Origin of the sequence: Massilia orientalis (assembly GCF_030411975.2) — a bacterium.
In the GTDB taxonomy this organism is placed as follows: Bacteria; Pseudomonadota; Gammaproteobacteria; order Burkholderiales; family Burkholderiaceae_D; genus Telluria; species Telluria orientalis.
In genome coordinates, this window is sequence record NZ_JASNRB020000046.1 from 1 (window position 1) to 20,821 (window position 20,821).

The window sequence follows — 20,821 nt, forward strand, 5'->3', positions numbered from 1 at the left end:
TCCAGCTCGCCCTACTTACACTGATCAATTTGGTGCAGGTTGTGAAAATTTGAGGGGAAGGGTCAGGGTCAGAGCCCTTAATTTGGAAATTGCCCAAAATCGGGCTCTGACCCCGGTGTTGGTTACGACGGTAACCAATTGCAAGAAATAAGCCCTGGCTAAGGCTCGCGACCGAAAAAGTGGTAATCTCGCGTCGTTTGCTTAACCAACCCTAGAAGGAAAACTATGCGTTCCCTGCGTTTTGCCCTGCTCGCCACCGTCCTCGCCGCCAGCACCGCGTTCGCTTCGCCGACCGACCCGAAGAGCGGTGTCGAGTACGTGACGCTCGCTCAGCCGCAACCGGTGCAGGCCACGGGTAAAAAGGTCGAGGTGATCGAGTTCTTCATGTACCACTGCCCGCACTGCAACGCGCTGGAACCGCAGCTCGAACAGTGGGTCAAAAAGCAGGGCGACAACATCGTGTTCAAGCGCGTCCACCTGCCGTCGTCGGGCCCGAACGATCCGGAAGCGCACCTGCGCCTGACGCTGGAAGCGCTGGGCAAGGCCGAAGAGTTCCAGCCCAAGGTCTTCAAGGCCTGGCACGTGGATCGCCTGCGCCTGAACACGGATGCAGCGATCATCGACTGGGCCTCGAAGAATGGTCTCGACCGTAACAAGTTCCTGGACGCGTGGAACTCGTTCGGCGTGACGACCAAGCTGCGCCGCCTGCCGCAGATCACCAGCGACTACAAGGTCGACAGCGTGCCGACCATCATCATCGACGGCAAGTACCAGACGTCGCCGGCATTGGTCTACAATTCGGTAAAGACCCAGAACGAGCCGGCCCTGTTCGGAGCCACGCTGCAAGTGATGGACGCCCTGGTCGCGAAAGCCGCCAAGTCGAAATAAATAAAAGGTAGAAACAGCGCAATGAGTGACGCCGAAGGCAAGATCCTGAAGATGTACGACAAGTCCAAGCCGGACGAAGAGCATCTGTTCGATTCGAGTAACTGGAACCACGCGGCCTGGGTGCTCGTGATCGTGCTCGCAGGTCTTGCATTCTGGCTCGCCATTGCCCTCGTGAACGCCGAAAACCAGCGCAATGCGCTGGTGACGAATCAATGCGCGGACCCCGTGTTCAAGGGCGAGATCGACCGGCAGTGCCTGCTGACCGTGCATTCGCGCGAGCACTGGTGGGACCACCTATTCTACGCGATGGGCCACGTGAAGCCGGAACGCCCGGCGCCGGTCCGACGTCGATAATTCCTTAAGGAAATGGTAACCTTCAGGTTTTCCACGACCTGAAGGATTGTCCATGCCTCTGCTGCGTGCCGCCGGCCTCGGCCTGCTGCTGTCGCTGTCTCTCGCCCATGCGTCGCCCGCTGTTCCGCAGAATGGCGTCGACTATGCCACGCTCGCCCGTTCGCAGCCCGTGCAGGCGAACGGCAACAAGGTCGAGGTCATCGAATTCTTCATGTACCACTGCCCGGTGTGCAATGCACTGGAACCGTTACTGGAGGAGTGGGTCAGGAAGGAAGGCGACCGCATCACGGTGCGCCGCATCCATTACCCGTCGACGGGACAGGCCGATCCGGAAGCGCATTTGTTCCTGACGCTCGAGGCGCTGGGCCGGCTGGGCGACATGCACGCGAAAGTGTTCAAGGCGGTGCACACGGACCATATCCGTTTGAACAAGGACGACGTCATCATCGACTGGGCGGCGCAGAACGGCATCGACCGGGCGACCTTCCTCGACGCGTGGAATTCGTTCGGCGTGACGACGCGCCTGCGCCAGCTCGACAAGGTCGCCGCCAACTACCAGGTCGAGTCCGCGCCCACGCTCATCGTCGGCGGCCGCTTCCTGACGAACCCCGGCCTGCTGTCGCGCCAGATGGAAGGCGCCGACCGCGCGGACGTGTTCAAGGCGACGCTGCAGGTGGCGGACAAGCTCGTCGACAAGGCCGCGCAGGCGAAGTAATCAGGCCGACAGTACGCCGTCCGGCAGGCTGATCACGAAGCGGGCGCCGCCCAGGGTCGATTGCTCGACTTTCAGGTTGCCGCCATGTAGGGCGATCGCCTTGTGCGCGATCGACAGGCCGAGGCCGAAGCCGCCGGTGGCGCGGTCGCGGCTGCGGTCGAGGCGGTAGAACGGCTCGAAGATGCGTTCCCGTTCTTCTTCGGGAATGCCGGGCCCGTCGTCCTCGACGGCGATCTCGATGCGGCAATCGTCGCGCCGCACGCGCAGCGCGACCTCGTGCGCCGCGTACTTCTGCGCATTCCTCAGCAGGTTGCCGATGGCGCGGCCGATCAGGCGGCGGTCGCCGTCCACGCTGCCCAGGCGCTCGCCCAGGTCCACGTGCAGGCGCTGCGGCCGCGGATGCAGGGCGTCCGCGCATTCGCGCAGCAGCGGCTCCAGCTCGAACAGGGCGCGCTGCGGGCCCTGGGCGTTGTCCAGCTTGCTCATCGACAGCAGTTCGTTGACGAGGTCGTTCAACTCGGTCAGGTCGCCTTCCATTGCCGCGATGCGCTTGGTCAGCGCGGGGTCGCCCGCGCGCTCGGCCAGCAGTTCCAGCGCGAATTCCAGCCGCGCGATCGGCGTGCGGAGTTCGTGCGACACGGAGTGGAGCAGGTTCTTCTGCGCTTCCAGCAAGCCCTGGATGCGCTCGGCCATCGCATTGATGCGTTCGGCCAGCGGAAACACGGCGTCCGCCGGTTTCAGGTGCGCCCGCGCGGACAGCTGCCCGGCACCGAATTCATCCGCCACGCGCGACAGCGTCTGCAATGCCCGCCAGTGCGAGCGCGACCACAGCGCGATCGGCACGAGCAGCGCCAGCGCCACGACGACGTAGCGCACCACTTCCATCGCGAGCGCCTGGCCGAGGTCGATCGGCAGGTTGTAGGCGCGGATCGCTTCCTCGTTGCTGCCGATGTAGCGGTCGCCGCGCAGGTCGACGCGCCGGAAGAACGCCTTGTGCTGCGGATCCAGCACGACGTCGCCCCGCTCCAGCGCCTCATGCTGGCGGGCGGGCAGGGCGGCGCGCGCCTGGTCCAGCGGGATCAGGTCGAAATGGGCCTCCGACACTTCGCGCACCTTGTTCAGGCGGCCGAGCCACTCATCGGCCGGCGCGCGGTCGACGTATTGTTCGAGCAGGAAGATCTGCGCCGACGCCTGGCGCCGCGCGATGTCGTCCAGCGGGTCGCCGAACAGCCGGGCGAAGACGAAATAGATGACGAACGTCGCCGCCGTGATCGACAGCATCACGAGCACGAAGAAGCGGAAAAACAGGCGATTCACGCCGCCGTGCTCCGGTCGTGGGCACTGTCCTGGGCTGAGTTTGTCTTACACATCTCGAAATTGTATAGGAGCAATGATCTAAAAAACCATCCCTTACAAATTGAGGACAAATGCTGGACAGTCCGCGGATGAAGTTCTTGACCGGACTGCGTACGATGTCTACACGTCAGGACACGTCGAAAACCGTCGCGACGCAGCAGGTTTTCGACCTGGCCTCATTGGGTTTTCCGTTTGGGTCCGCCCGATGCGCGAGAGAAGGCGGACCCTTTTTTATTCGGGATGCGTGCCGGGCACACGGCGCCGTCGTTTCCAGGAGAGGGAGAGTATGAGCATGTTTGGACGCGTGATGACGCCGCTGGGCGCCATGATCGTCGGCGCGACATTGGCCGCCTGCGGTGGAGGAAGCACGATGCATGACCAGCAAGCCAGCCCCGGCATCGCGGTCGGCGAGCCGAACCCGGCCGCCCTGGCAACCGCCCCGTTCGTCGAGATGGCGCGCACTGCCGCCTGCAGCGAGACGAAGAACCGTTTGTTCGTCATCGACGGCAAGCAAGTGTTCTGGGACCATGCCGGTCGCTGCGCGGACGCGTCCTATGAGCAAGTTCTGTTCGGCAACAAGCCGGAAGCCCGCCTGTGCTCGTACGGCGACACGATTGCCGGACCGAAGACCAATTGCCAGGACGAGAGCGCCCGCGCGCTGTTCGAGACGATCGTCAAGCATGCCGACCAGCCGGATCTGGGCCTGGGCGGCAGCCACAAGGTCGAACAACTGGCCTTCCTGCCGGCAGCCGGCACGGCGGTCACGTTCGATACCGTCGCGAAGGATACCTTCTCGGGCGTGACGGCGCCCCAGACCGTCGTCATCAAGGACCAGGCTGCCTGGGACAAGCTGTGGGCCCAGCACACCGCCGGCCGCACCTCGGTCCCGGCCCAGCCGAAAGTCGATTTCACGCGCAAGATGCTCCTCGCCGTGTTCGCCGGCGACTACGCCAGCGGTTGCCGCAGCATGGTCGTCGGCCGCGTGGCGGCGGGCGCCAGCAAGCTCGAAGTCGAGATCGACGAGCGCGACGTGACGACGGTCGCCATCTGCCTGCCCGTCGTGACCCAGCCGATGCAGGTCGTGGCCGTGGATCGCGTGGATGCCGACGTCGCGTTCAACAAGGTGGCCGCCGCGGACATCTTGTTCCAGACCGCGGATGCGACGAGCCTGTCGGGCGTCCACGACGAACGCACGGTCGTCGTCAAGGACGAGGCTGCCTGGACCCGCCTGTGGAACGAACACGCGCCGGGCCGCGCCAGGCCTGCCGTCGATTTCGCGTCGCAGATGGTCGTCGGCGTCTTCATGGGCAGCGGCGCCAACAGCTGCTATTCGACTTCCATCGACGGCATCCTGCGCGCGGGCGACAAGATCCTCGTGCGTGAGCTGCGCTCGGTGCCGGGACCGGACGTCCTGTGCGCCATGCACGTGACGACCCCCGCGCACCTGGCCGTGATCCCGCGCAGCGAGTTGCCGGTGGTATTTTCGACCGAAGTGGCAACGAGGCATTAAAGCAGGAAAGGATATGGGAGGAAGGAAGACAAGGACGTAGAATATTGTCTTCCCGAATCTTTCAACCCCGAACATGAACAAGCTTCACTTCCTCGCGCTGGGCGCTGCCTGCGGTACGGCGTGGGCCCAGACGCCGGCGACCAATCCCATGCCCGACGGCAGCCGCGACATGTACGTGGGCCTCGGCGTGCAGTCGGCGCCGCGCTGGGACGGGACGGGAAGCCGCAAGGTATCAGCGTTGCCGGTGCTCCAGGTTCAATGGAGCAACGGCCTTTTTATTTCCGGCATGAGCGCCGGCATGCACCTGACGGACAGCCCGACGTTCGAATACGGCCCGCTGGTGGCCGTGCAGCCCGGCCGTGACGAGACCGGCACCGGCCAGACCGTCGACGGCGCCAGCTCATGGGGTACGACCCTGATCGGCCCGGTCCCGGATCCGATCGACAAGCGCCACATGGTCGCCACGCGCCTGGAGGGCATGGACAAGATCGGCGCACGTCTGCAGGGCGGCGTCTTCGCGAACTATTACCTGACGCCGCAATGGCGCCTGACGAGCAGCGTGCTGTATGGCGCCGGCAACGACCACGACGGCGCGCGCCTGGACCTGGGCGTGCAGCGGCTCGCGTTCGAGCTGGGCAGCCAGCACCGCGTGTCGCTGTCGGCCGGCGTGTCCATCGTCAATCGCAACTACAACCAGACATATTTCGGCGTCTCGCGGGAAGAAGCGTCGCGTAGCCGCTTTTCCTATTACGAGGCGGGCGGCGGCCTGCAGGAGGCGCACGTCGGCGTGCGCTGGAACTGGTCCCTGTCGCCCTCGTGGATGCTGACCTCGAACCTGCAGGCCAAGGGCTTGCTGGGCAATGCCGCCAAGAGCCCGCTCGTCGAGCGGTCCACCAACCTGACGGTTTCGACCGCCTTCGCCTACCGGTTCTGACGATGCGCGCATCCCGCCAACTCATCGCTGCCTTTGTCTCGCTGCTCGCGGCCGCTCCAGCCGTCGTGCAGGCGCAGGCACAGGCAGGCGAATGGGTGAGCTACCGGGATGCGTACCGGGCCATGGTCCAGTTCGAGAAATACGGCGGTCCGAAGAACCTGCTGCAAAGCCAGTTGCAGGTGCAGTCGCGCGACCACGCCGGACTGGGCGAGGGCGCCCAGCTCACGCTGACGGGCAAGACGACGCAATTGAACCTGCCGTTGGACGCCCTCGGCCGCACGGTGTTTCCGCTGACGAAGGCGGCGTACGACGAGAACGCGGCCCTCGTCCTGAACCGCAAGGGCATGCCGTTCGTGCTGCGCCCGCAGGTGACGATCGCGCCGCGCGCCGACGGCCAGTACGATGCCGCGGACCTGCGCACGGCCTGCGCCCAGGCGCTCGGCTTCGTGCGCTACGTGGATGCGTCGCAGCGCGCGCGCCAGTGCGTCGGCGTGCGCTTCGTGTTCCCAAGGAAGGGATCGGCCGAAACGGCCGGCGCCCGCCTGCGCCACGCGGAGGGCGGCGAGCAGGCGCTGCCCGTGACGTCCGGCGCCGCCTTCACGGGCGATCCCGACGAAGGCTTTCCCATCGTGACCTGGCGCTTCGCCACGGCGCCCGGACGGGCCCAGGTCGTCACCTACAATGCGCCGCTCGCGATCGTCCCGATCTTCGAATAACGCGGTATGCTCATCCGGTTGAAATAACAGGGACGACAATGGACAAGACCATCCTGATCACGGGCGCCAGCCGCGGCATCGGCGCCGCCTGCGCGCTGCTGGCGGCACGGCGCGGCTACACGGTCTGCGTGAATTACCGGGACAACGACGCGGCGGCAAACGCCGTCGTGCAGGCCATCGAAGCGGCCGGCGGCCACGCGTTCGCGGTGGCGGCCGACGTGGCCGAGGAAGACGACGTCGCGCGCCTGTTCGCCGCCATCGATGCGCGCTGCGGCCGGCTCGACGCCCTCGTCAACAACGCCGGCATCCTCGCGCGCCAGTCGCGCGTGGAGCATATGGACGCCGCCCGTATCAACCGCATCCTCGCCACCAACGTCACGGGCAGCTTCCTGTGCGCGCGCGAAGCCGTGCGGCGCATGTCCACGAAGCACGGCGGCAACGGCGGGGCGATCGTGAATCTATCGTCGCGCGCGGCCGTGCTCGGGTCGGCCAACGAATACGTCGATTACGCGGCGTCGAAGGCGGCCGTGGATGCGCTGACGATCGGGTTGTCGAAGGAAGTGGCGCAGGAAGGCATCCGCGTGAACGGCGTGCGGCCGGGGCTGATCGACACGGACATGCATGCCAGCGGCGGCGAGCCGGGGCGCATCCAGCGCCTGCAATCGTCCGTGCCGATGGCGCGGGGCGGCACGGCGGAAGAAGTCGCGGCCGCCGTGCTGTGGCTGCTTTCGGACGAGGCGTCGTATGCGACCGGGACGTTCATCGACGTGTCGGGCGGCCGCTGAGACGCCGGTTGGGCTTGCATTGACCGTCATTCCCGCGAAGGCGGGAATCCAAGTGCTGCATGCGTCGCGTTAACGCGTAAAAATTGGGGGGATAGCGCCAGTGGCGCTATCCCGCCTCCGCGGGGACGACGTTTAGTTCCAGGCCGAAGGCGAGAACAGATAACCCTCGCCCCACACCGTCTTGATCTTCTCGGACAGGTTGTCGTCGAACTTGCGGCGCAGCTTGGAGATGCAGTTGTCGATGCTGCGGTCGAGCCCGTCGAATTCGATGCCGCGCATCTTCTTGAGCAGTTCGTCGCGCGACAGCACGCGCCCGGCGGCCTCGGCCAGCACGAGCAGCAGCTTATATTCCGTGTTGCTGAGCACGCACGGCTGGCCGCGCCACGTGACGCTGCGGTCACTCGTCATGATGCGCAGCGCGCCGAACTCGAGCACGCGGGAATCCGTCGTCGTCTTCGTCTGCGTACGGCGCAGCAGGGCGCGCAGGCGCGCCAGCAGCACGCGCGGCTGCACGGGCTTGTTGACGAAGTCGTCCGCACCCTGTTCCAGTCCCGAGACTTCATCGTACGTATCCTCGCGCGCCGTGAGGATCAGGATCGGCACGTCCGATACGTCCCGGATCTGGCGGCACACGACCATGCCGTCCATGCCGGGCAGCATGAGGTCGAGCACGACGATGTCCGGCACGGCCGTCTTGAAGTGCTCCAGCGCGGCGTCGCCCCGCGTGACGAGGTCGACCGAGAATTCATAGCCGGACAGGTATTCCGTCACCAGTTCCGCGAGGCGCGGATCGTCTTCCACCAACAGTACGCGATACATGATGTTCTCCTTGAGCCCGACATTTTATAAGAGTGGGCAAGGTTGGAGCATGTTTGGTGGGTCGTCATGACAAAAACGTACAGTTTCGCGACAAATCCAGCGTGGACGCCTTCGACCGGGCATCCTCAATCCTCTTTCAGGACTTTCTCGAACGTAAAACGTTCCTGGAAGATGCCTGGTTTTCGCATGAATTTTCCGTGTTGGAGTTTGTTGTCCGCAGTTGCACGCATCGTACGCTGCATATCGAGGTCGAGCTGGTGCAACCCGGTCGCTTCGATACCTTTGCCGACTTCGCACAGCACCTGACGTGAACCCGGCTCACGGCGTGGGGCGAAAATCCCGCTGCCGCCGAATTCAGCGACGTTGCACATCACAATGTGCTGATAAAAGCGGTGCGAATCGGCGATGCAGCACGACCGGTACAAATCGCCGAACGGATTGTGCGACACGACGAACAGGATATCCAATGGCTCGGCGCCGTCTCCCAGGTTCAATCGTTCGATCAATTCCAGGTGGCTGTAGTCGTAACAGATCAGCACCCCGAACGACGCTCCGCTATCGTTCGTAAAGCGGAGTAATTCGCTGCCGCGCTTCAGCGGTTGCCGGTCTTCCGGGTCAGCGCTGCCTTGCGCATCATATTGCGAGCGCGTGATCTTCCGGTAAAACGTAGTCGCCCCTGCTGGACGGTCCGGATGAATGATGACGCACTCGTTCGCATTCTCGTTGTCAGGATAGTCCAGGCCCGCAATCACGATCGTTTTGTTGGCCTTGCTGAATGCGATCAGTTCAGGAAGGAAGGAGCGCGGTACGAAGACTTCGGGCATCACAAGGAAATCCAGATTCGCTGGTTCCTCGCGCAACCGGCAGCGCAGCATGAGTTCATGCAACTTTGCCGTCAGCCGTTGCTTGAAAAAGGCGACTTCGATGTCGGCCTTGTCCAGCCTGTAACCGGTTTTTCGGTAGGTCTCGATGGACAGGGAATCCAGCTGGCAAAAAGCGATAACCGGATTCTTCGAGTTCCACGAGAAATTGTCGATTTGCCTGGGCCGTGCTTGCGGCACGCCAGGGGAAACGTCGAATGTATGTAGAAAACGTTGGGAAGGCAGGATCACATCCCTGCCGTCTCGTGCAGCTTTTTCTGGAAAACCCTTCGTACGATAGGTCTCTCTCAGCTGGCGCAGACAGCCTATTTCGAGCTTCATACTGGCATCGACTTCGGCACTGCCGCGTGCGCCGAACATTTGTCCGGCAGTGCTGAGCGTCGCGTTCTTTTCCTTGCCGATGCGGCGAAACGGTGCAAAGACGCCGGAGCCCCCGAGTTCGCCCACGTTGACGATGACCACGAAGCAGAACAGGCGATGCACGTCGGCCCGGGCATATTCCCAGTAGAGCCTGGATGCAGCGTTATAGGTCACGACGACGAGAAGTTCGATCTCGTAATCCTGCAGCGCCCGGAGAATGTCGATGTGCGTATATTCATGGCAATTTAGTACAGCCCAGCTGACGCACTCCCGGTCACCTTTGAAAATCATGAGCTCGTCCCCCGGCTGGCAATCAAGATCGCCATCTTCGGAAGCGAGGGACAGTTTATTCTGCTCGTATAGCTTGCCACCGCTCGCGATATAGGTGACGTTGCGCTTCTCGATTGTCCCTGCCAATGCCACGACATGCCGTTTGCCCGCATAGTCCCTGACGGCGTCCGGATTTTTCGCGATCGCCGGGTGGTAGGACATGACCGTGAGATCGGTGGTGGGCACATCTTGCAGAAGCCCATTGAATTCCTGGATCTCGTCGGATGTGGCGGTCTCCAATGATCGTTTCAGTCCGTCGAGGTTCCCGATGGTTACGCGATGGGAATCGTTTTGAATCAGGCGAACCGTCAGCAACTCATCGGTCAACCGGAGCGACGACTTTCTGATATTGAGTTTGATGTTCGTGGCCATATTTCCGTTCGTGAGTTCAATTACACGAGTGTGTAGGGAAGTCGACGCCGACGCAATGCCACCTGCATACCAACCGGTGGCCGAAAAAAAAGGCCCGCGTTGGCGGGCCGTAGGTGTGCGATTCGATACATCGCGTTGGCTTGCTCCTGGACGTCGTAACGATGGAACAAGCCGGGCTGATTACGCGAAGTTCTTGTTCACGAAGTCCCAGTTGACGACGTTCCACCATGCCTCGACGAACTTCGGACGGGCGTTGCGGTAGTCGATGTAGTAGGCGTGTTCCCAGACGTCGCAGGTCAGCAGGGCCACGTTCTCGGTGGTCAGCGGGGTGCCGGCGTTCGAGGTGTTGACGATATCGACGGTGCCGTCCGTTTTCTTGACCAGCCAGGTCCAGCCCGAACCGAAGTTGCCGACGGCCGACTTCTGGAATTCTTCCTTGAACTTGTCGAACGAACCCCACTTGGCGTTGATCGCATCGGCGACCGGGCCGGTCGGGGCGCCGCCGCCGTTCGGGGTCATGCAGTTCCAGAAGAAGGTGTGGTTCCACACCTGGGCCGAGTTGTTGAACACGCCGCCCTGGGATTTCTTGATGATCTCTTCCAGCGACAGGTTTTCGAACTCGGTGCCCTTGATCAGGTTGTTCAGGTTCGTGACGTAAGCCTGATGGTGCTTGCCGTAGTGGTATTCCAGCGTCTCGGCCGAGATGTGCGGCTGCAGGGCGTCCTTAGCGTACGGCAGTGGGGGCAGGGTATGTTCCATGTCTTGTTCCTTAGTGTAAGTTGACGGGAGACTTCGAAGTCTCTGCGGTACAGCAATTCGGGCGCCTATTCTAAACCGGTTAGCTAAACGTTGCAGATATGGCTTTGCGAATACACCAGATTGTCATTCGAGTAAGTCCTGTACGCCTGCGACGCTGACCTCGGCACTGCCTTCCGCCAGGCGGATGCGCAACACGTCGCGCGGCTTGATCTGGCCCGGCGCATGTAAAACTTTACCTTTCGCGTTGCTGACGATCGCATAGCCGCGCTCCAGCGTCCGCTGCGGGTTCAGCAGTTCCAGTTGCGCCGCGAGGGCGTTCAATGCCTCGCGCCGCGCGCGCAACTGGTTGCCGACGCTGGCCACGAGGTGGCGCCGGTCGGATTCCAGCCGCGTGCGCAAGCCGCTCCAGTCCGGGCGATGGCGGGCCCAGCGCTGTTGCAGCTGCGCGAGCAGCAGGCCATGGCGGTTCACCGGCGCGCGGACGGCATGCGTCAGACTGCTGGCCATGCCGAGAAGTTTCAGGCGCTGGTGCTGGATCTGGCTCGATGGGCTCAACAGGCGGCGCGACAGGTTGTCGAGGCCCTGGCTCGCGTCGGACAGGACGCGGCCCATCGCGCGGCGCAGGTCGCCCGCGTCCGCCTGCAGCGATGCGACCCAGTCCGCGCGGGCGGTGGCGGCGAGCTCGGCGGCGGCCGTCGGCGTGGCGGCGCGCAGGTCGGCGGCGAAGTCGGCGATGGTGAAATCCGTCTCGTGGCCCACGCCCGAGATCACGGGCATGCTGCACGCCGCGATCGCGCGTGCGACCGCTTCCTCGTTGAAGCTCCACAGGTCTTCGATCGAGCCGCCGCCGCGGCACACGATCAGCACGTCCGCTTCGCGCCGGTGCGACGCGACCGCGATGGCTTCGGCGATCTTCTGCGCCGCCAGCTGGCCCTGCACGGGCGCCGGATACAGCACGATGCGCACGTGCGGCACGCGCCGCCTGAGGGCCGTCAGCACGTCGCGCAGCGCGGCCGCCTGCGGGCTCGTGACGATGCCCACCGTGCGCGCGAACAGCGGCAGCGGACGCTTGCGCCCTTCGTCGAACAGGCCCTCGGCCCCCAGCTTTTCCTTCAGGCGCATGAATGCTTCATACAGCGCGCCCACGCCCGCGCGGCGGATCGCCTCCACGTTGATCTGATAATCGCCGCGCGCGCCATACAGCGTGACGAGGGCGCGCACCTCGACCTTGTCGCCTTCGCGCGGGGTGAAGCCCGCGTACTGGGCGCGGCCGCGGAACATGACGGCGCGCACCTGGGCCGCGTCGTCCTTCAATGTGAAATACCAGTGGCCGCTGGCCGCGCGCGTGAAATTCGAGATCTCGCCGCCGATCCAGACGAGGGGAAAGGTGCGCTCCAGCAGGCGTGCCACCTGCTGGTTGAGGGCGGTGACGGTCAGTACGGGCGGGGCGGCGTAGGCCGGATCGGCGTCTTCGGTGGGGAACATAGGGTTGGGCTCGTTTGAACTGTCCACAAAAACATGGCTGCGCGAAGTGTAAGACACATCTGCTGTAAAACAACAGGTAGTTTTTGTAAACACCTGATTTTTATAGTAAAACGTTGCTGCCTGATTTCGATGCAGCAACCAAATTACCTTACGGATCAATGGCTTGAGTGCATCTTCGGATACTTGGCCACAATCTTATCCACAGTTTATGTGTGAAAGTGGACAAGTCGGCGGTGCTTAAATATTCAGCTTGGATATATTTTCCTAAAGCAATCAAACACTTAGGGCGCTGTCCGAGGCCTTGCTCACATCGTTTTCCACAGTTTATGTGCACAGCCTCCCTTCGAGGCGTATCGCGGGTCCGGTATTCCACTGCTTAAAAAATCTGCACAGAAAAAATACTGTTTAGATTCAAGGACTTTGTATGCGATCAAGGGTCTTGCTCACAATCTTTTCCACAAAATGTGTGAAGAAGACCGGTTGCCCCGGGACGCGACGATAACCTCGTGGCTGCGCGCCCGGAATAGCCGGCCGTCGAAGCGTGTTTGCTGTGCACAAGTCGAAGCTGCCTAAAAATCGGGCTTGGCAAAGAATGCTGAGAGAAATCAAAGAGTTAGTGGGAGAACGATGCGCTTGCTCACATCTTTTTCCACAATTTGTGTGAAAAATCCTGCGGTCGGGCGGTCGTGTCAGTGGATAAGCCTTTGCCCAAAAAACGGGCGCAAAGTATTTCTGCTTAAGAATCAAAGTCTTAAGGGTCGGTTTGTGCGCTTGCGCACAATTTTGTCCACAAAAAATGTGCAGAACGGCAGGATAGAGCCAGACCTGTAGTCAAGCACAACCGTGCCTATTTTTTGGACTCGGAAATTTCTTTGATTAAAATCAAATACTTACCGCTGGGAAAGCTGATTCCTCACAAATTTATCCACAGAAATTGTGGGCAACTACATGCGTACAGACCCCTCGCAAGCCTGTGAAGTTTCTCCCGGGAAGTGCACGCTGACCCTGCCAAGTTTTTACGCACGGAAAAATATCCCTTAAGAATCAAGCCACTTAGCGCCGCTGGACGGTCTTGCACACACTTTTATCCACAGAAAGTGTGCAGAACTCTACTTGCCGCAATTCGGGCAACACGTTACATTGCGCAACTAACTTGTTTCATTGTTTTTTACTTATCCAGGAGTTCCCTTGCTCGCCATTCTTCAAGCCGCCGGCTGGCCCATCTGGCTGTTGCTGATCGCATCGATCATTGCCCTGGCCCTGATCATCGAGCGCCTGATCTACCTGCGCCGCGAAAAGATCCTGCCGCGCCAGCTGCTCGATGAAGTCATCCAGGTCTATCGCAGCGGCAAGGTCACTCCGGATATCGTCGACAAGTTGCAAACGAATTCCCCGCTCGGCACGGTGCTGGCCGCCGCGCTGCGCAATGTCGACGCGCCGCGCGACGTGATGAAGGAATCGATCGAGGAAGCGGGCAGGGGCGTGGCCCACGTGCTGGAACGCTTCCTGACGACGCTCGGCACGATCGCGTCGCTGGCGCCGCTGATGGGCCTGTTCGGCACGGTCGTCGGCATGATCGAGATCTTCGGCGCGCAGAATGCGAGCGGCACGAATCCCGCCCAGTTGGCGCACGGTATCTCGGTGGCGCTGTACAACACCGGCTTCGGCCTGGCGATCGCCATGCCGGCCCTCGTGTTCTACCGCCACTTCCGCGCGCTGGTCGACAGCTTCATCATCGACATGGAGCTGCAGGCCGTGAAATTCGTCGATGTCGTCCACGGTGCGCGCAAATGATCGACTTCCGCCGCGGCCGCAAACGCGAGGATCCGGAAATCAACCTGATCCCGTTCATCGACGTGCTGCTGGTCGTGCTGATCTTCCTGATGGTGACGACCACGTACAGCAAGTTCACCGAACTGCAGATCACGCTGCCGACGGCCGACGCCGAGAAGGCGATCGAGAAGCCGTTCGAGATCAACGTCACGGTCGATGCCAAAGGTAACTACACGGTGAACAACGTGCCCGTCGCGTTCCACGGCGTGGCGAGCCTCGCCGACGACCTGAAACGCGCGGCCAGCACCGGCCCGAACGGCCAGCCGCTGGCGGCGCCCGTGAAGGATCCCGTCATCATCGTCAACGCCGACCAGTTCGCGATGCACCAGATGGTCATCAACGTACTGGAAGCGGCGCGCATGGCCGGGTATGACAAGCTGACGTTCGCGGCGCAGACGGGCGGGCAGAAGTAAGCAGAAAGCAGCGCCGCCCCCGCGCAGGCGGGAGCCTAATTTTGCCGGCGTATCGACAGCGCATGCAGAACTTGGCTTCCCGCCTTCGCGGGGACGACGGATCATCATATGGCATCGTCCCTCGAATCGACACTCACCCGCGCATGGCTCCGGCGCGGGCCGCTCGCCATCGCCCTGTTGCCGCTTGCGCTGCTGCTGCGCGTGCTGGTCGCGTTGCGCGTCGCCCTGTATCGCAGCGGCGTGCTGAAGGCCGGACGCCTGCCCGTGCCCGTCATCGTCGTCGGCAATATCTTCATCGGCGGCACGGGCAAGACCCCGCTGACGATCTGGCTGGCGCAGCAACTGCGCGCGGCCGGGATGCGGCCCGGCGTGATCTCGCGCGGCCACGGCGGGGCCGCGGACGCACCCCGTGAAGTGCTGGCGACGTCGCGCGCGCAGGACGTCGGCGACGAGCCCCTGCTGATCGCCGCGCGTGCCGGCTGCCCCGTCGTCGTGGGCCGCAAGCGCGTGGAGGCCGGGCGCCATCTGCTGGACCTGCACCCCGACGTGGACGTGCTGATCACCGACGACGGCCTGCAGCACTATGCGCTCGCGCGCGACGTGGAAATCATCCTGTTCGACGGCCGCGGCACCGGCAACGGCTGGACCCTGCCGGCCGGCCCGCTGCGCGAACCGCCGTCGCGCCGGCGCGATGTCACCGTCGTCAACGCGGCGGAGATCACGCCGGCGCTGGCCGCCGCGGTGGGCGGCGATCCCTGGCAGATGCGCCTCGCGGGCGACCATGCCGAGCGCCTGATGGATGCGGACGAGCGCGTGCCGTTGACCGCGCTGCGCGGAAAACGCGTGCTGGCGGCGGCCGGCATCGGCAATCCGGGGCGCTTCTTCGCGCTGCTGCGCGCCGCGGGCCTGGACGTCGCCGAGCTGCCGCTGCCCGACCACCACGACTTCCTCGACGACCCGTTTCGCGCCGTCGACGCCGACGTCATCCTGGTGACGGAGAAGGATGCAGTAAAATGTCGGCAACTTGAAACAATCAACAACGACCCGCGCGTGTGGGTCGTGCCGGTCGGCGCGCAGATCGATGCCGCGCTGGCTGCCCAAATCGTGGAGAAATGTCGTGGACGCCCGACTGCTTGATATCCTGGTCTGCCCGCTGTGCAAGGGACCGCTCGAATATGACAAGAAAGCGCAGGAACTGATCTGCCGCCCGGACCGCCTCGCGTATCCGATCCGCGACGGCATTCCGATCATGTGGGCCGAAGAGGCGCGCAAGGTCGAGCCCGCGCTTTGACTCACTGGCTATTCCTGTGAGTTTCGTTGTCATCATCCCGGCACGCCTGGCGTCGACGCGGCTGCCGAACAAGCCGCTCGCGGACCTGGGCGGCAAGCCGATGGTCGTGCGTGTGGCCGAACGCGCGCAGCAATCGGGCGCGTCCCGCATCATCGTCGCCACCGATCACGCCGACATCGCCGCCGCCTGCGCCGCGCATGGCGTGGAAGCCTGCATGACGCGTTCGGATCACCCGTCCGGCACCGACCGCATCGCCGAAGTGGCGCACCTGCTCGGCCTTGCGCCGGATACGGTCGTCGTCAACCTGCAGGGCGACGAACCGCTGATCGACCCCGCGCTGTTGGCCGCCTGCGCCGCGCGTATCTCGGCCGACGTGCCGATGGCCACCTGCGCCCATCCGCTCTCCGACGTCGCCGATGCCTTCAATCCGAACGTGGTGAAGGTCGTGCTGGACAAGCTCGGGCGCGCGCTGTACTTCTCGCGGGCCACGATCCCCTGGCACCGCGACGGCTTTGCCGCCACTCGCGAGCAACTGCCTGCTGGTTACGTACCGCTGCGCCACATCGGCCTGTACGCGTACAGCAATGCGTTCCTGCAGCGCTACCCACAGCTGGAACCGTCGCCGCTCGAATCCATCGAAGCCCTGGAACAATTGCGCGTGCTGTGGCACGGCGTGCCGATCGCCGTGCACGTGACGGCCGAGGCGCCCCATGCGGGTGTCGACACCCCGGCTGACCTGGAGCGCGTGCGACTTTTCTACGCGTCTTGATCCGCGTGGAAACTACTCTTCAGGCTGCTTGCGCCAGGTCAAACGGCTGAGAGATCGGCCGCCGTCAGTGGCGTTTAATGCTGCTTTTGTGGTAAGTTTCGTATCAGCTAGTCAGATATGCATCAAGGCGGTTATCTGTTCCCAAACTAACCGCCTCTACAAGAATTATTAAATACCTTTAGGAATCCCTTCATGCGTCTCATTTTGTTAGGAGCCCCCGGCGCCGGTAAAGGCACCCAGGCGAACTTCATCAAAGAAAAATACAACATCCCCCAAATCTCTACCGGCGACATGCTGCGTGCGGCCATCAAGGCCGGCACCGAGCTGGGCCTGGCTGCGAAAAAAGTGATGGATGCGGGCCAGCTGGTGTCGGACGACATCATCATCGGCCTGGTGAAGGAGCGCCTGAAGGAAGCTGACTGCGCCAACGGCTACCTGTTCGACGGCTTCCCGCGCACGATCGCGCAGGCCGACGCCATGAAGGACAGCGGTGTGAAGATCGACTACGTGCTGGAAATCGACGTGCCCGACGAACTGATCGTCGAACGCATGAGCGGCCGCCGCAGCCACCCGGCATCGGGCCGCGTCTACCACGTGAAGTTCAACCCGCCGAAGGTCGAAGGCAAGGATGACGTGACGGGCGAACCGCTGGTCCAGCGCGACGACGACACGGAAGAAACGGTCAAGAAACGCCTGGCCGTGTACCACAACCAGACCGAAGTCCTGCTCGGCTACTACAACAAGTGGGCGGAATCGGGTCTGCCGGGCGCGCCGAAGTACCGCAAGATCTCGGGCGTCGGCCCGGTCGAACAGGTGCGCGACGCCGCATTCGCGGCACTCGCAGACTGAGCGCCAGGGCGGCGCGAGCCGCTCTTTTTGGCTCCGGATGACTAATGCCATCCGTCCAGGTTTTTAGATCAAAGTTTTGTCGCACGCCTGTGCGGCGAATGCAGCAAGGTTGGCCGTACCGCAGCTCAGCTCAACTGAGCTCAACTAAGCGCACGCGGCCTTTCGACTCTGTGGTGGCTTGATCGAAGAACGAGGGGGACGACATGGCATCCGCGCAGCTCATCTTCGCCGTCGCGTGCGGCGTCATCGCGGTATTCTACGGGCTGTGGTCGCGCAGTTGGGTCCTGCACCAGGATCCCGGCAACGGCCGCATGCAGGAAATCTCGCTGGCCATCCAGCAGGGGGCTTCGGCCTACCTGGCGCGCCAGTACCGGACGATCGCCATCGTGGGCGTCGTCCTGCTGATCGCCATCTACTTCCTGCTCGGCGCGGCCACCGCAGGCGGCTTCCTGGCCGGCGCGCTGCTGTCCGGGGCCTGCGGCTTCATCGGCATGAACGTGTCCGTCCGCGCCAACGTGCGCACGGCGCAGGCGGCCGCGACCGGGCTCGACCAGGCGCTGAACGTCGCCTTCCGCGGCGGTGCGATCACGGGCATGCTCGTGGTCGGGCTGGGCCTGCTGGGCGTCGCGCTGTTCTATTGGATCCTCATGCTGCGCGCCGACACTGCCCTCACGCAGCATGAGGTCATCCAGCCGCTCGTGGGCCTCGCGTTCGGCGCGTCGCTCATTTCGATTTTCGCGCGCCTGGGCGGCGGCATCTTCACGAAAGGCGCGGACGTCGGCGCCGACCTCGTCGGCAAGGTCGAGGCCGGCATTCCCGAGGACGATCCGCGCAATCCCGCCGTCATCGCCGACAACGTGGGCGACAACGTCGGCGATTGCGCCGGCATGGCGGCCGACCTGTTCGAAACGTACGTCGTCACGCTGGTCGCCACGATGCTGCTCGGCTCGCTGGTGATCCCGGGGATGGGCGGCACCGGCACCGTGTATCCGCTGCTGCTGGGCGGGATCTCCATCCTCGCGTCCATCGTCGGCTGCTCGCTCGTGAAGAACCATCCGGGTCACAAGATCATGTACGCGCTGTACACGGGGCTGTGGTGGTCGGCCGCGCTGTCGCTGATCGGGTTCGCCGTCGTCACGTGGCTCGTGTGGCCGGACGATGCGATGCGCTGGCGCATGCTGGGCTGCGCCACGGTCGGCATCGCGCTCACGGGCCTGATGGTCTATATCACCGAGTACTACACGGCCACGGAATTCGGCCCCGTGCGCCACATCGCCGAAGCGTCGACGACCGGCCACGGCACCAACATCATCGCGGGGCTGGGCGTGTCGATGAAGTCCACCGCGTATCCCGTGCTCGTCGTGTGCGCCGCGATCCTCGTCGCGTACCAGCTGGGCGGCCTGTACGGCATCGCGATCGCGGCCACCGCCATGCTGTCGATGGCCGGCATCATCGTCGCGCTGGATGCCTACGGCCCGATCACCGACAACGCCGGCGGCATCGCCGAGATGAGCGGCATGCCGGACCAGGTGCGCGCCGTCACCGACCCGCTGGATGCCGTCGGCAACACGACGAAGGCCGTCACGAAGGGGTATGCGATCGGCTCCGCGGGGCTGGCGGCCCTCGTGCTGTTCGCCGACTACACGCATGTGCTGGAGGCGCACGGCACGCATATCGCGTTCGACCTGTCGAATCCGATGGTGATCGTCGGCCTGTTCATCGGCGGCCTCGTGCCCTATCTGTTCGGCGCGCTGGCGATGGAAGCGGTGGGGCGGGCGGCGGGTGCCGTCGTGCTCGAGGTGCGGCGCCAGTTCCGCGACATCGTCGGTATCATGGCGGGCACCGGCAAGCCGGAATACGACAAGGCCGTCGACATGCTGACGGCGTCCGCGATCCGCGAAATGGTGCTGCCGTCGCTGCTGCCCGTGATCGTGCCTATCCTCGTCGGCATGCTGCTGGGGCCTGCGGCGCTGGGCGGCATGCTGATGGGGACGATCGTGACCGGACTCTTCGTCGCGATCTCGATGACGACGGGCGGCGGTGCTTGGGACAACGCCAAGAAATATATCGAGGACAACCACTACGGCGGCAAGGGGTCCGATGCGCACAAGGCGGCCGTCACGGGCGACACGGTGGGCGACCCGTACAAGGACACGGCCGGGCCGGCCGTGAATCCGCTCATCAAGATCATCAACATCGTGGCGCTGCTGCTGGTCCCGCTGCTGCCGGCCGGCGGCTGGCTGGCCGTGTCGGAACCGCAGGCGCTGTATGGCAACCCCGCCGCGACCGCGCGTGCACCCGCAGCGGCCCCGAAAGCTGCGGTTCAGCGCCCGAGCGCCTCGCTGAGCGCGCTTTCCAGCGACGCGCGGTCCGAATCGCCGCGGTAGCGCACGCCGTTGATGTAGAAGGTCGGGGTGCCGGTCGCGCCGTCGTGGCGGGCGCGCTCGGCGTCCGCCTGCACGCGTGCGCGGTGGCGGCGTTCCAGGACCTCGGCGCCGAAGCGCTCGATGTCGAGATCGAGGTTTTGCGCCAGCACGGCGAGATCCTGCTTGTCGAACACCTGGCGCTGCTGTTCATACAGCGCGTCGTGCATGTCCCAGAACCGGTCCTGGCTGCCGGCGGCCTCGGCCGCTTCCGACGCCAGTTCGGCCAGCGGGTGCAGATGCGCCAGCGGCAGATGGCGGTAGACCAGGCGGATCCCGCCGAACCGCTCGTCCAGGTCGCGCAGCGCGACGTGGGCGCGCGCGCTGTACGGGCACTGGAAGTCCGCATATTCGATCACCGTCAGCGCGGCATCCGCCGGGCCGCGCACGTGTTCGTCGTTGCCGATCTCGTCAACTCGTTTCATTCATGTCTCCTGGTCGCGTCGAGGCGCCATCATGACACGGCAGGCGTATTTGTGTAGTAAATTTTCACCCGGAAAGAAGATAGGTGTAAAAACAAAACAGATGGCGACGAGTTAGCCTCCGTTGCGGTACAGTAGCGTTATCAGCGGTTTTGTTTATTGAACAAGCCGCGCCAGCTTACTAACCAAATGGAGAAAACCATGACGACCAATCTGGGAGGAAAGGGCGTAACCGACGCCCTCGGCCTTGAGTCCACCGACGCACCGTGCCAGGACAGCATGCAGCAGGCCGACGGTGCCGAACGCGCCGAACTGCAGCGCGCGCTGCTGGTCTACGGCATGGCCGGCGCGCTCGGCGCCGGGCAGGCCCGCGGCGCCATCGGCGACGTGCGCAACTGACCGGTAACGCCGGTCGCACGAACGGGACCCGCGCGGTCCCGTTTTTTATTGGCTGTGTTCGCGCTATTTATGTGAACTGTCATTCGTTGCAGAGGTCATACGCATCGTCGAGTTAACTCATGAGGAGTGACGATGCGCGGCCTGACGTTCGACGAATT

At 63.6% G+C, this 20,821-nt stretch carries 21 protein-coding genes; 15 read left to right on the top strand and 6 right to left on the bottom strand.

The genetic code is table 11. From position 1 onward, the window contains the following. Nucleotides 1-225: 225 nt before the first annotated feature. Genes QPK29_RS32275 through QPK29_RS32285 form a run of 3 tightly spaced genes read left to right on the top strand, consistent with a single transcriptional unit; the run spans nt 226 to nt 1,957 of the window. Complete coding sequence (locus tag QPK29_RS32275) at nt 226-888, top strand: thiol:disulfide interchange protein DsbA/DsbL (RefSeq protein WP_056126979.1); 663 nt, start codon at nt 226-228, stop codon at nt 886-888. Nucleotides 889-909: 21 nt separating this feature from the next. Next, nucleotides 910-1,242, top strand: a complete 333-nt coding sequence (locus tag QPK29_RS32280) for a hypothetical protein (RefSeq protein ID WP_371771804.1) — start codon at nt 910-912, stop codon at nt 1,240-1,242. 52 nt (nt 1,243-1,294) lie between these two features. Next, entirely contained in the window at nt 1,295-1,957 is a 663-nt protein-coding gene (locus tag QPK29_RS32285) for a thiol:disulfide interchange protein DsbA/DsbL (protein ID WP_160408321.1), read from the top strand. On the opposite strand, the gene QPK29_RS32290 is transcribed toward QPK29_RS32285, so the two are convergent. Next, the gene (locus QPK29_RS32290; RefSeq protein ID WP_371771803.1) at nt 1,958-3,274 is read right to left on the bottom strand and encodes an ATP-binding protein; all 1,317 of its coding nucleotides are present in this window, start codon (nt 3,272-3,274) and stop codon (nt 1,958-1,960) included. A 325-nt stretch (nt 3,275-3,599) separates the two neighbouring features. On the opposite strand from QPK29_RS32290, the gene QPK29_RS32295 reads away from it, so the two are divergent. From QPK29_RS32295 to QPK29_RS32310, 4 genes are all read left to right on the top strand, one after another. Beyond that, nucleotides 3,600-4,823, top strand: coding sequence for a hypothetical protein (locus tag QPK29_RS32295; RefSeq protein WP_371771802.1), 1,224 nt, complete (start codon nt 3,600-3,602; stop codon nt 4,821-4,823). Nucleotides 4,824-4,896: 73 nt separating this feature from the next. Continuing rightward, complete coding sequence (locus tag QPK29_RS32300; RefSeq protein ID WP_371771801.1) at nt 4,897-5,757, top strand: MipA/OmpV family protein; 861 nt, start codon at nt 4,897-4,899, stop codon at nt 5,755-5,757. A 2-nt stretch (nt 5,758-5,759) separates the two neighbouring features. Next, nucleotides 5,760-6,473 (top strand): hypothetical protein, encoded by a 714-nt coding sequence (locus tag QPK29_RS32305; protein WP_056126991.1) that lies wholly within the window; start codon nt 5,760-5,762, stop codon nt 6,471-6,473. A gap of 38 nt (nt 6,474-6,511) precedes the next feature. Next, nucleotides 6,512-7,258, top strand: coding sequence for an SDR family oxidoreductase (locus tag QPK29_RS32310; RefSeq protein WP_371764765.1), 747 nt, complete (start codon nt 6,512-6,514; stop codon nt 7,256-7,258). Nucleotides 7,259-7,390: 132 nt separating this feature from the next. On the opposite strand, the gene QPK29_RS32315 is transcribed toward QPK29_RS32310, so the two are convergent. From QPK29_RS32315 to xseA, 4 genes are all read right to left on the bottom strand, one after another. Further along, a complete protein-coding gene (locus QPK29_RS32315) occupies nt 7,391-8,077 on the bottom strand; it encodes a response regulator transcription factor (protein WP_056126995.1) in 687 nt (228 codons plus the stop codon). Nucleotides 8,078-8,202: 125 nt separating this feature from the next. Further along, a complete protein-coding gene (locus QPK29_RS32320) occupies nt 8,203-10,020 on the bottom strand; it encodes a carbon-nitrogen hydrolase family protein (RefSeq protein WP_371771800.1) in 1,818 nt (605 codons plus the stop codon). A 180-nt stretch (nt 10,021-10,200) separates the two neighbouring features. After that, nucleotides 10,201-10,779: a superoxide dismutase gene (locus QPK29_RS32325; protein ID WP_036237288.1), complete on the bottom strand. Its 579-nt coding sequence runs from the start codon at nt 10,777-10,779 to the stop codon at nt 10,201-10,203. Between the two features lie 123 nt (nt 10,780-10,902). Next, a complete protein-coding gene (gene xseA, locus QPK29_RS32330; RefSeq protein ID WP_371771799.1) occupies nt 10,903-12,264 on the bottom strand; it encodes an exodeoxyribonuclease VII large subunit in 1,362 nt (453 codons plus the stop codon). A gap of 1,188 nt (nt 12,265-13,452) precedes the next feature. On the opposite strand from xseA, the gene QPK29_RS32335 reads away from it, so the two are divergent. From QPK29_RS32335 to QPK29_RS32365, 7 genes are all read left to right on the top strand, one after another. Then, nucleotides 13,453-14,058: a MotA/TolQ/ExbB proton channel family protein gene (locus QPK29_RS32335; protein ID WP_056127000.1), complete on the top strand. Its 606-nt coding sequence runs from the start codon at nt 13,453-13,455 to the stop codon at nt 14,056-14,058. Beyond that, nucleotides 14,058-14,510, top strand: coding sequence for an ExbD/TolR family protein (locus QPK29_RS32340; RefSeq protein WP_056128306.1), 453 nt, complete (start codon nt 14,058-14,060; stop codon nt 14,508-14,510). The genes QPK29_RS32335 and QPK29_RS32340 overlap by 1 nt, the downstream gene beginning before the upstream one ends. A gap of 108 nt (nt 14,511-14,618) precedes the next feature. Further along, complete coding sequence (gene lpxK / locus QPK29_RS32345; RefSeq protein WP_371771798.1) at nt 14,619-15,647, top strand: tetraacyldisaccharide 4'-kinase; 1,029 nt, start codon at nt 14,619-14,621, stop codon at nt 15,645-15,647. Next, nucleotides 15,628-15,801, top strand: coding sequence for a Trm112 family protein (locus tag QPK29_RS32350; RefSeq protein WP_081984107.1), 174 nt, complete (start codon nt 15,628-15,630; stop codon nt 15,799-15,801). Before lpxK ends, QPK29_RS32350 begins: the two co-directional genes overlap by 20 nt. A gap of 16 nt (nt 15,802-15,817) precedes the next feature. Then, a complete protein-coding gene (gene kdsB, locus QPK29_RS32355; RefSeq protein ID WP_371771797.1) occupies nt 15,818-16,570 on the top strand; it encodes a 3-deoxy-manno-octulosonate cytidylyltransferase in 753 nt (250 codons plus the stop codon). A 192-nt stretch (nt 16,571-16,762) separates the two neighbouring features. After that, complete coding sequence (gene adk / locus QPK29_RS32360; protein ID WP_371764760.1) at nt 16,763-17,419, top strand: adenylate kinase; 657 nt, start codon at nt 16,763-16,765, stop codon at nt 17,417-17,419. Between the two features lie 203 nt (nt 17,420-17,622). Beyond that, nucleotides 17,623-19,806 (top strand): sodium-translocating pyrophosphatase, encoded by a 2,184-nt coding sequence (locus tag QPK29_RS32365; protein WP_371771796.1) that lies wholly within the window; start codon nt 17,623-17,625, stop codon nt 19,804-19,806. Here QPK29_RS32365 and QPK29_RS32370 read toward each other — a convergent pair. Continuing rightward, the gene (locus QPK29_RS32370) at nt 19,743-20,267 is read right to left on the bottom strand and encodes a DsbA family protein (RefSeq protein WP_056127010.1); all 525 of its coding nucleotides are present in this window, start codon (nt 20,265-20,267) and stop codon (nt 19,743-19,745) included. The two genes, QPK29_RS32365 and QPK29_RS32370, sit on opposite strands and share 64 nt — an antisense overlap. 198 nt (nt 20,268-20,465) lie before the next feature. On the opposite strand from QPK29_RS32370, the gene QPK29_RS32375 reads away from it, so the two are divergent. Beyond that, nucleotides 20,466-20,663 carry a hypothetical protein gene (locus QPK29_RS32375; RefSeq protein ID WP_160408336.1) on the top strand — a complete coding sequence of 66 codons (198 nt, stop codon included), beginning with the start codon at nt 20,466-20,468 and terminating at the stop codon, nt 20,661-20,663. The last annotated feature ends 158 nt before the right edge of the window (nt 20,664-20,821 follow it).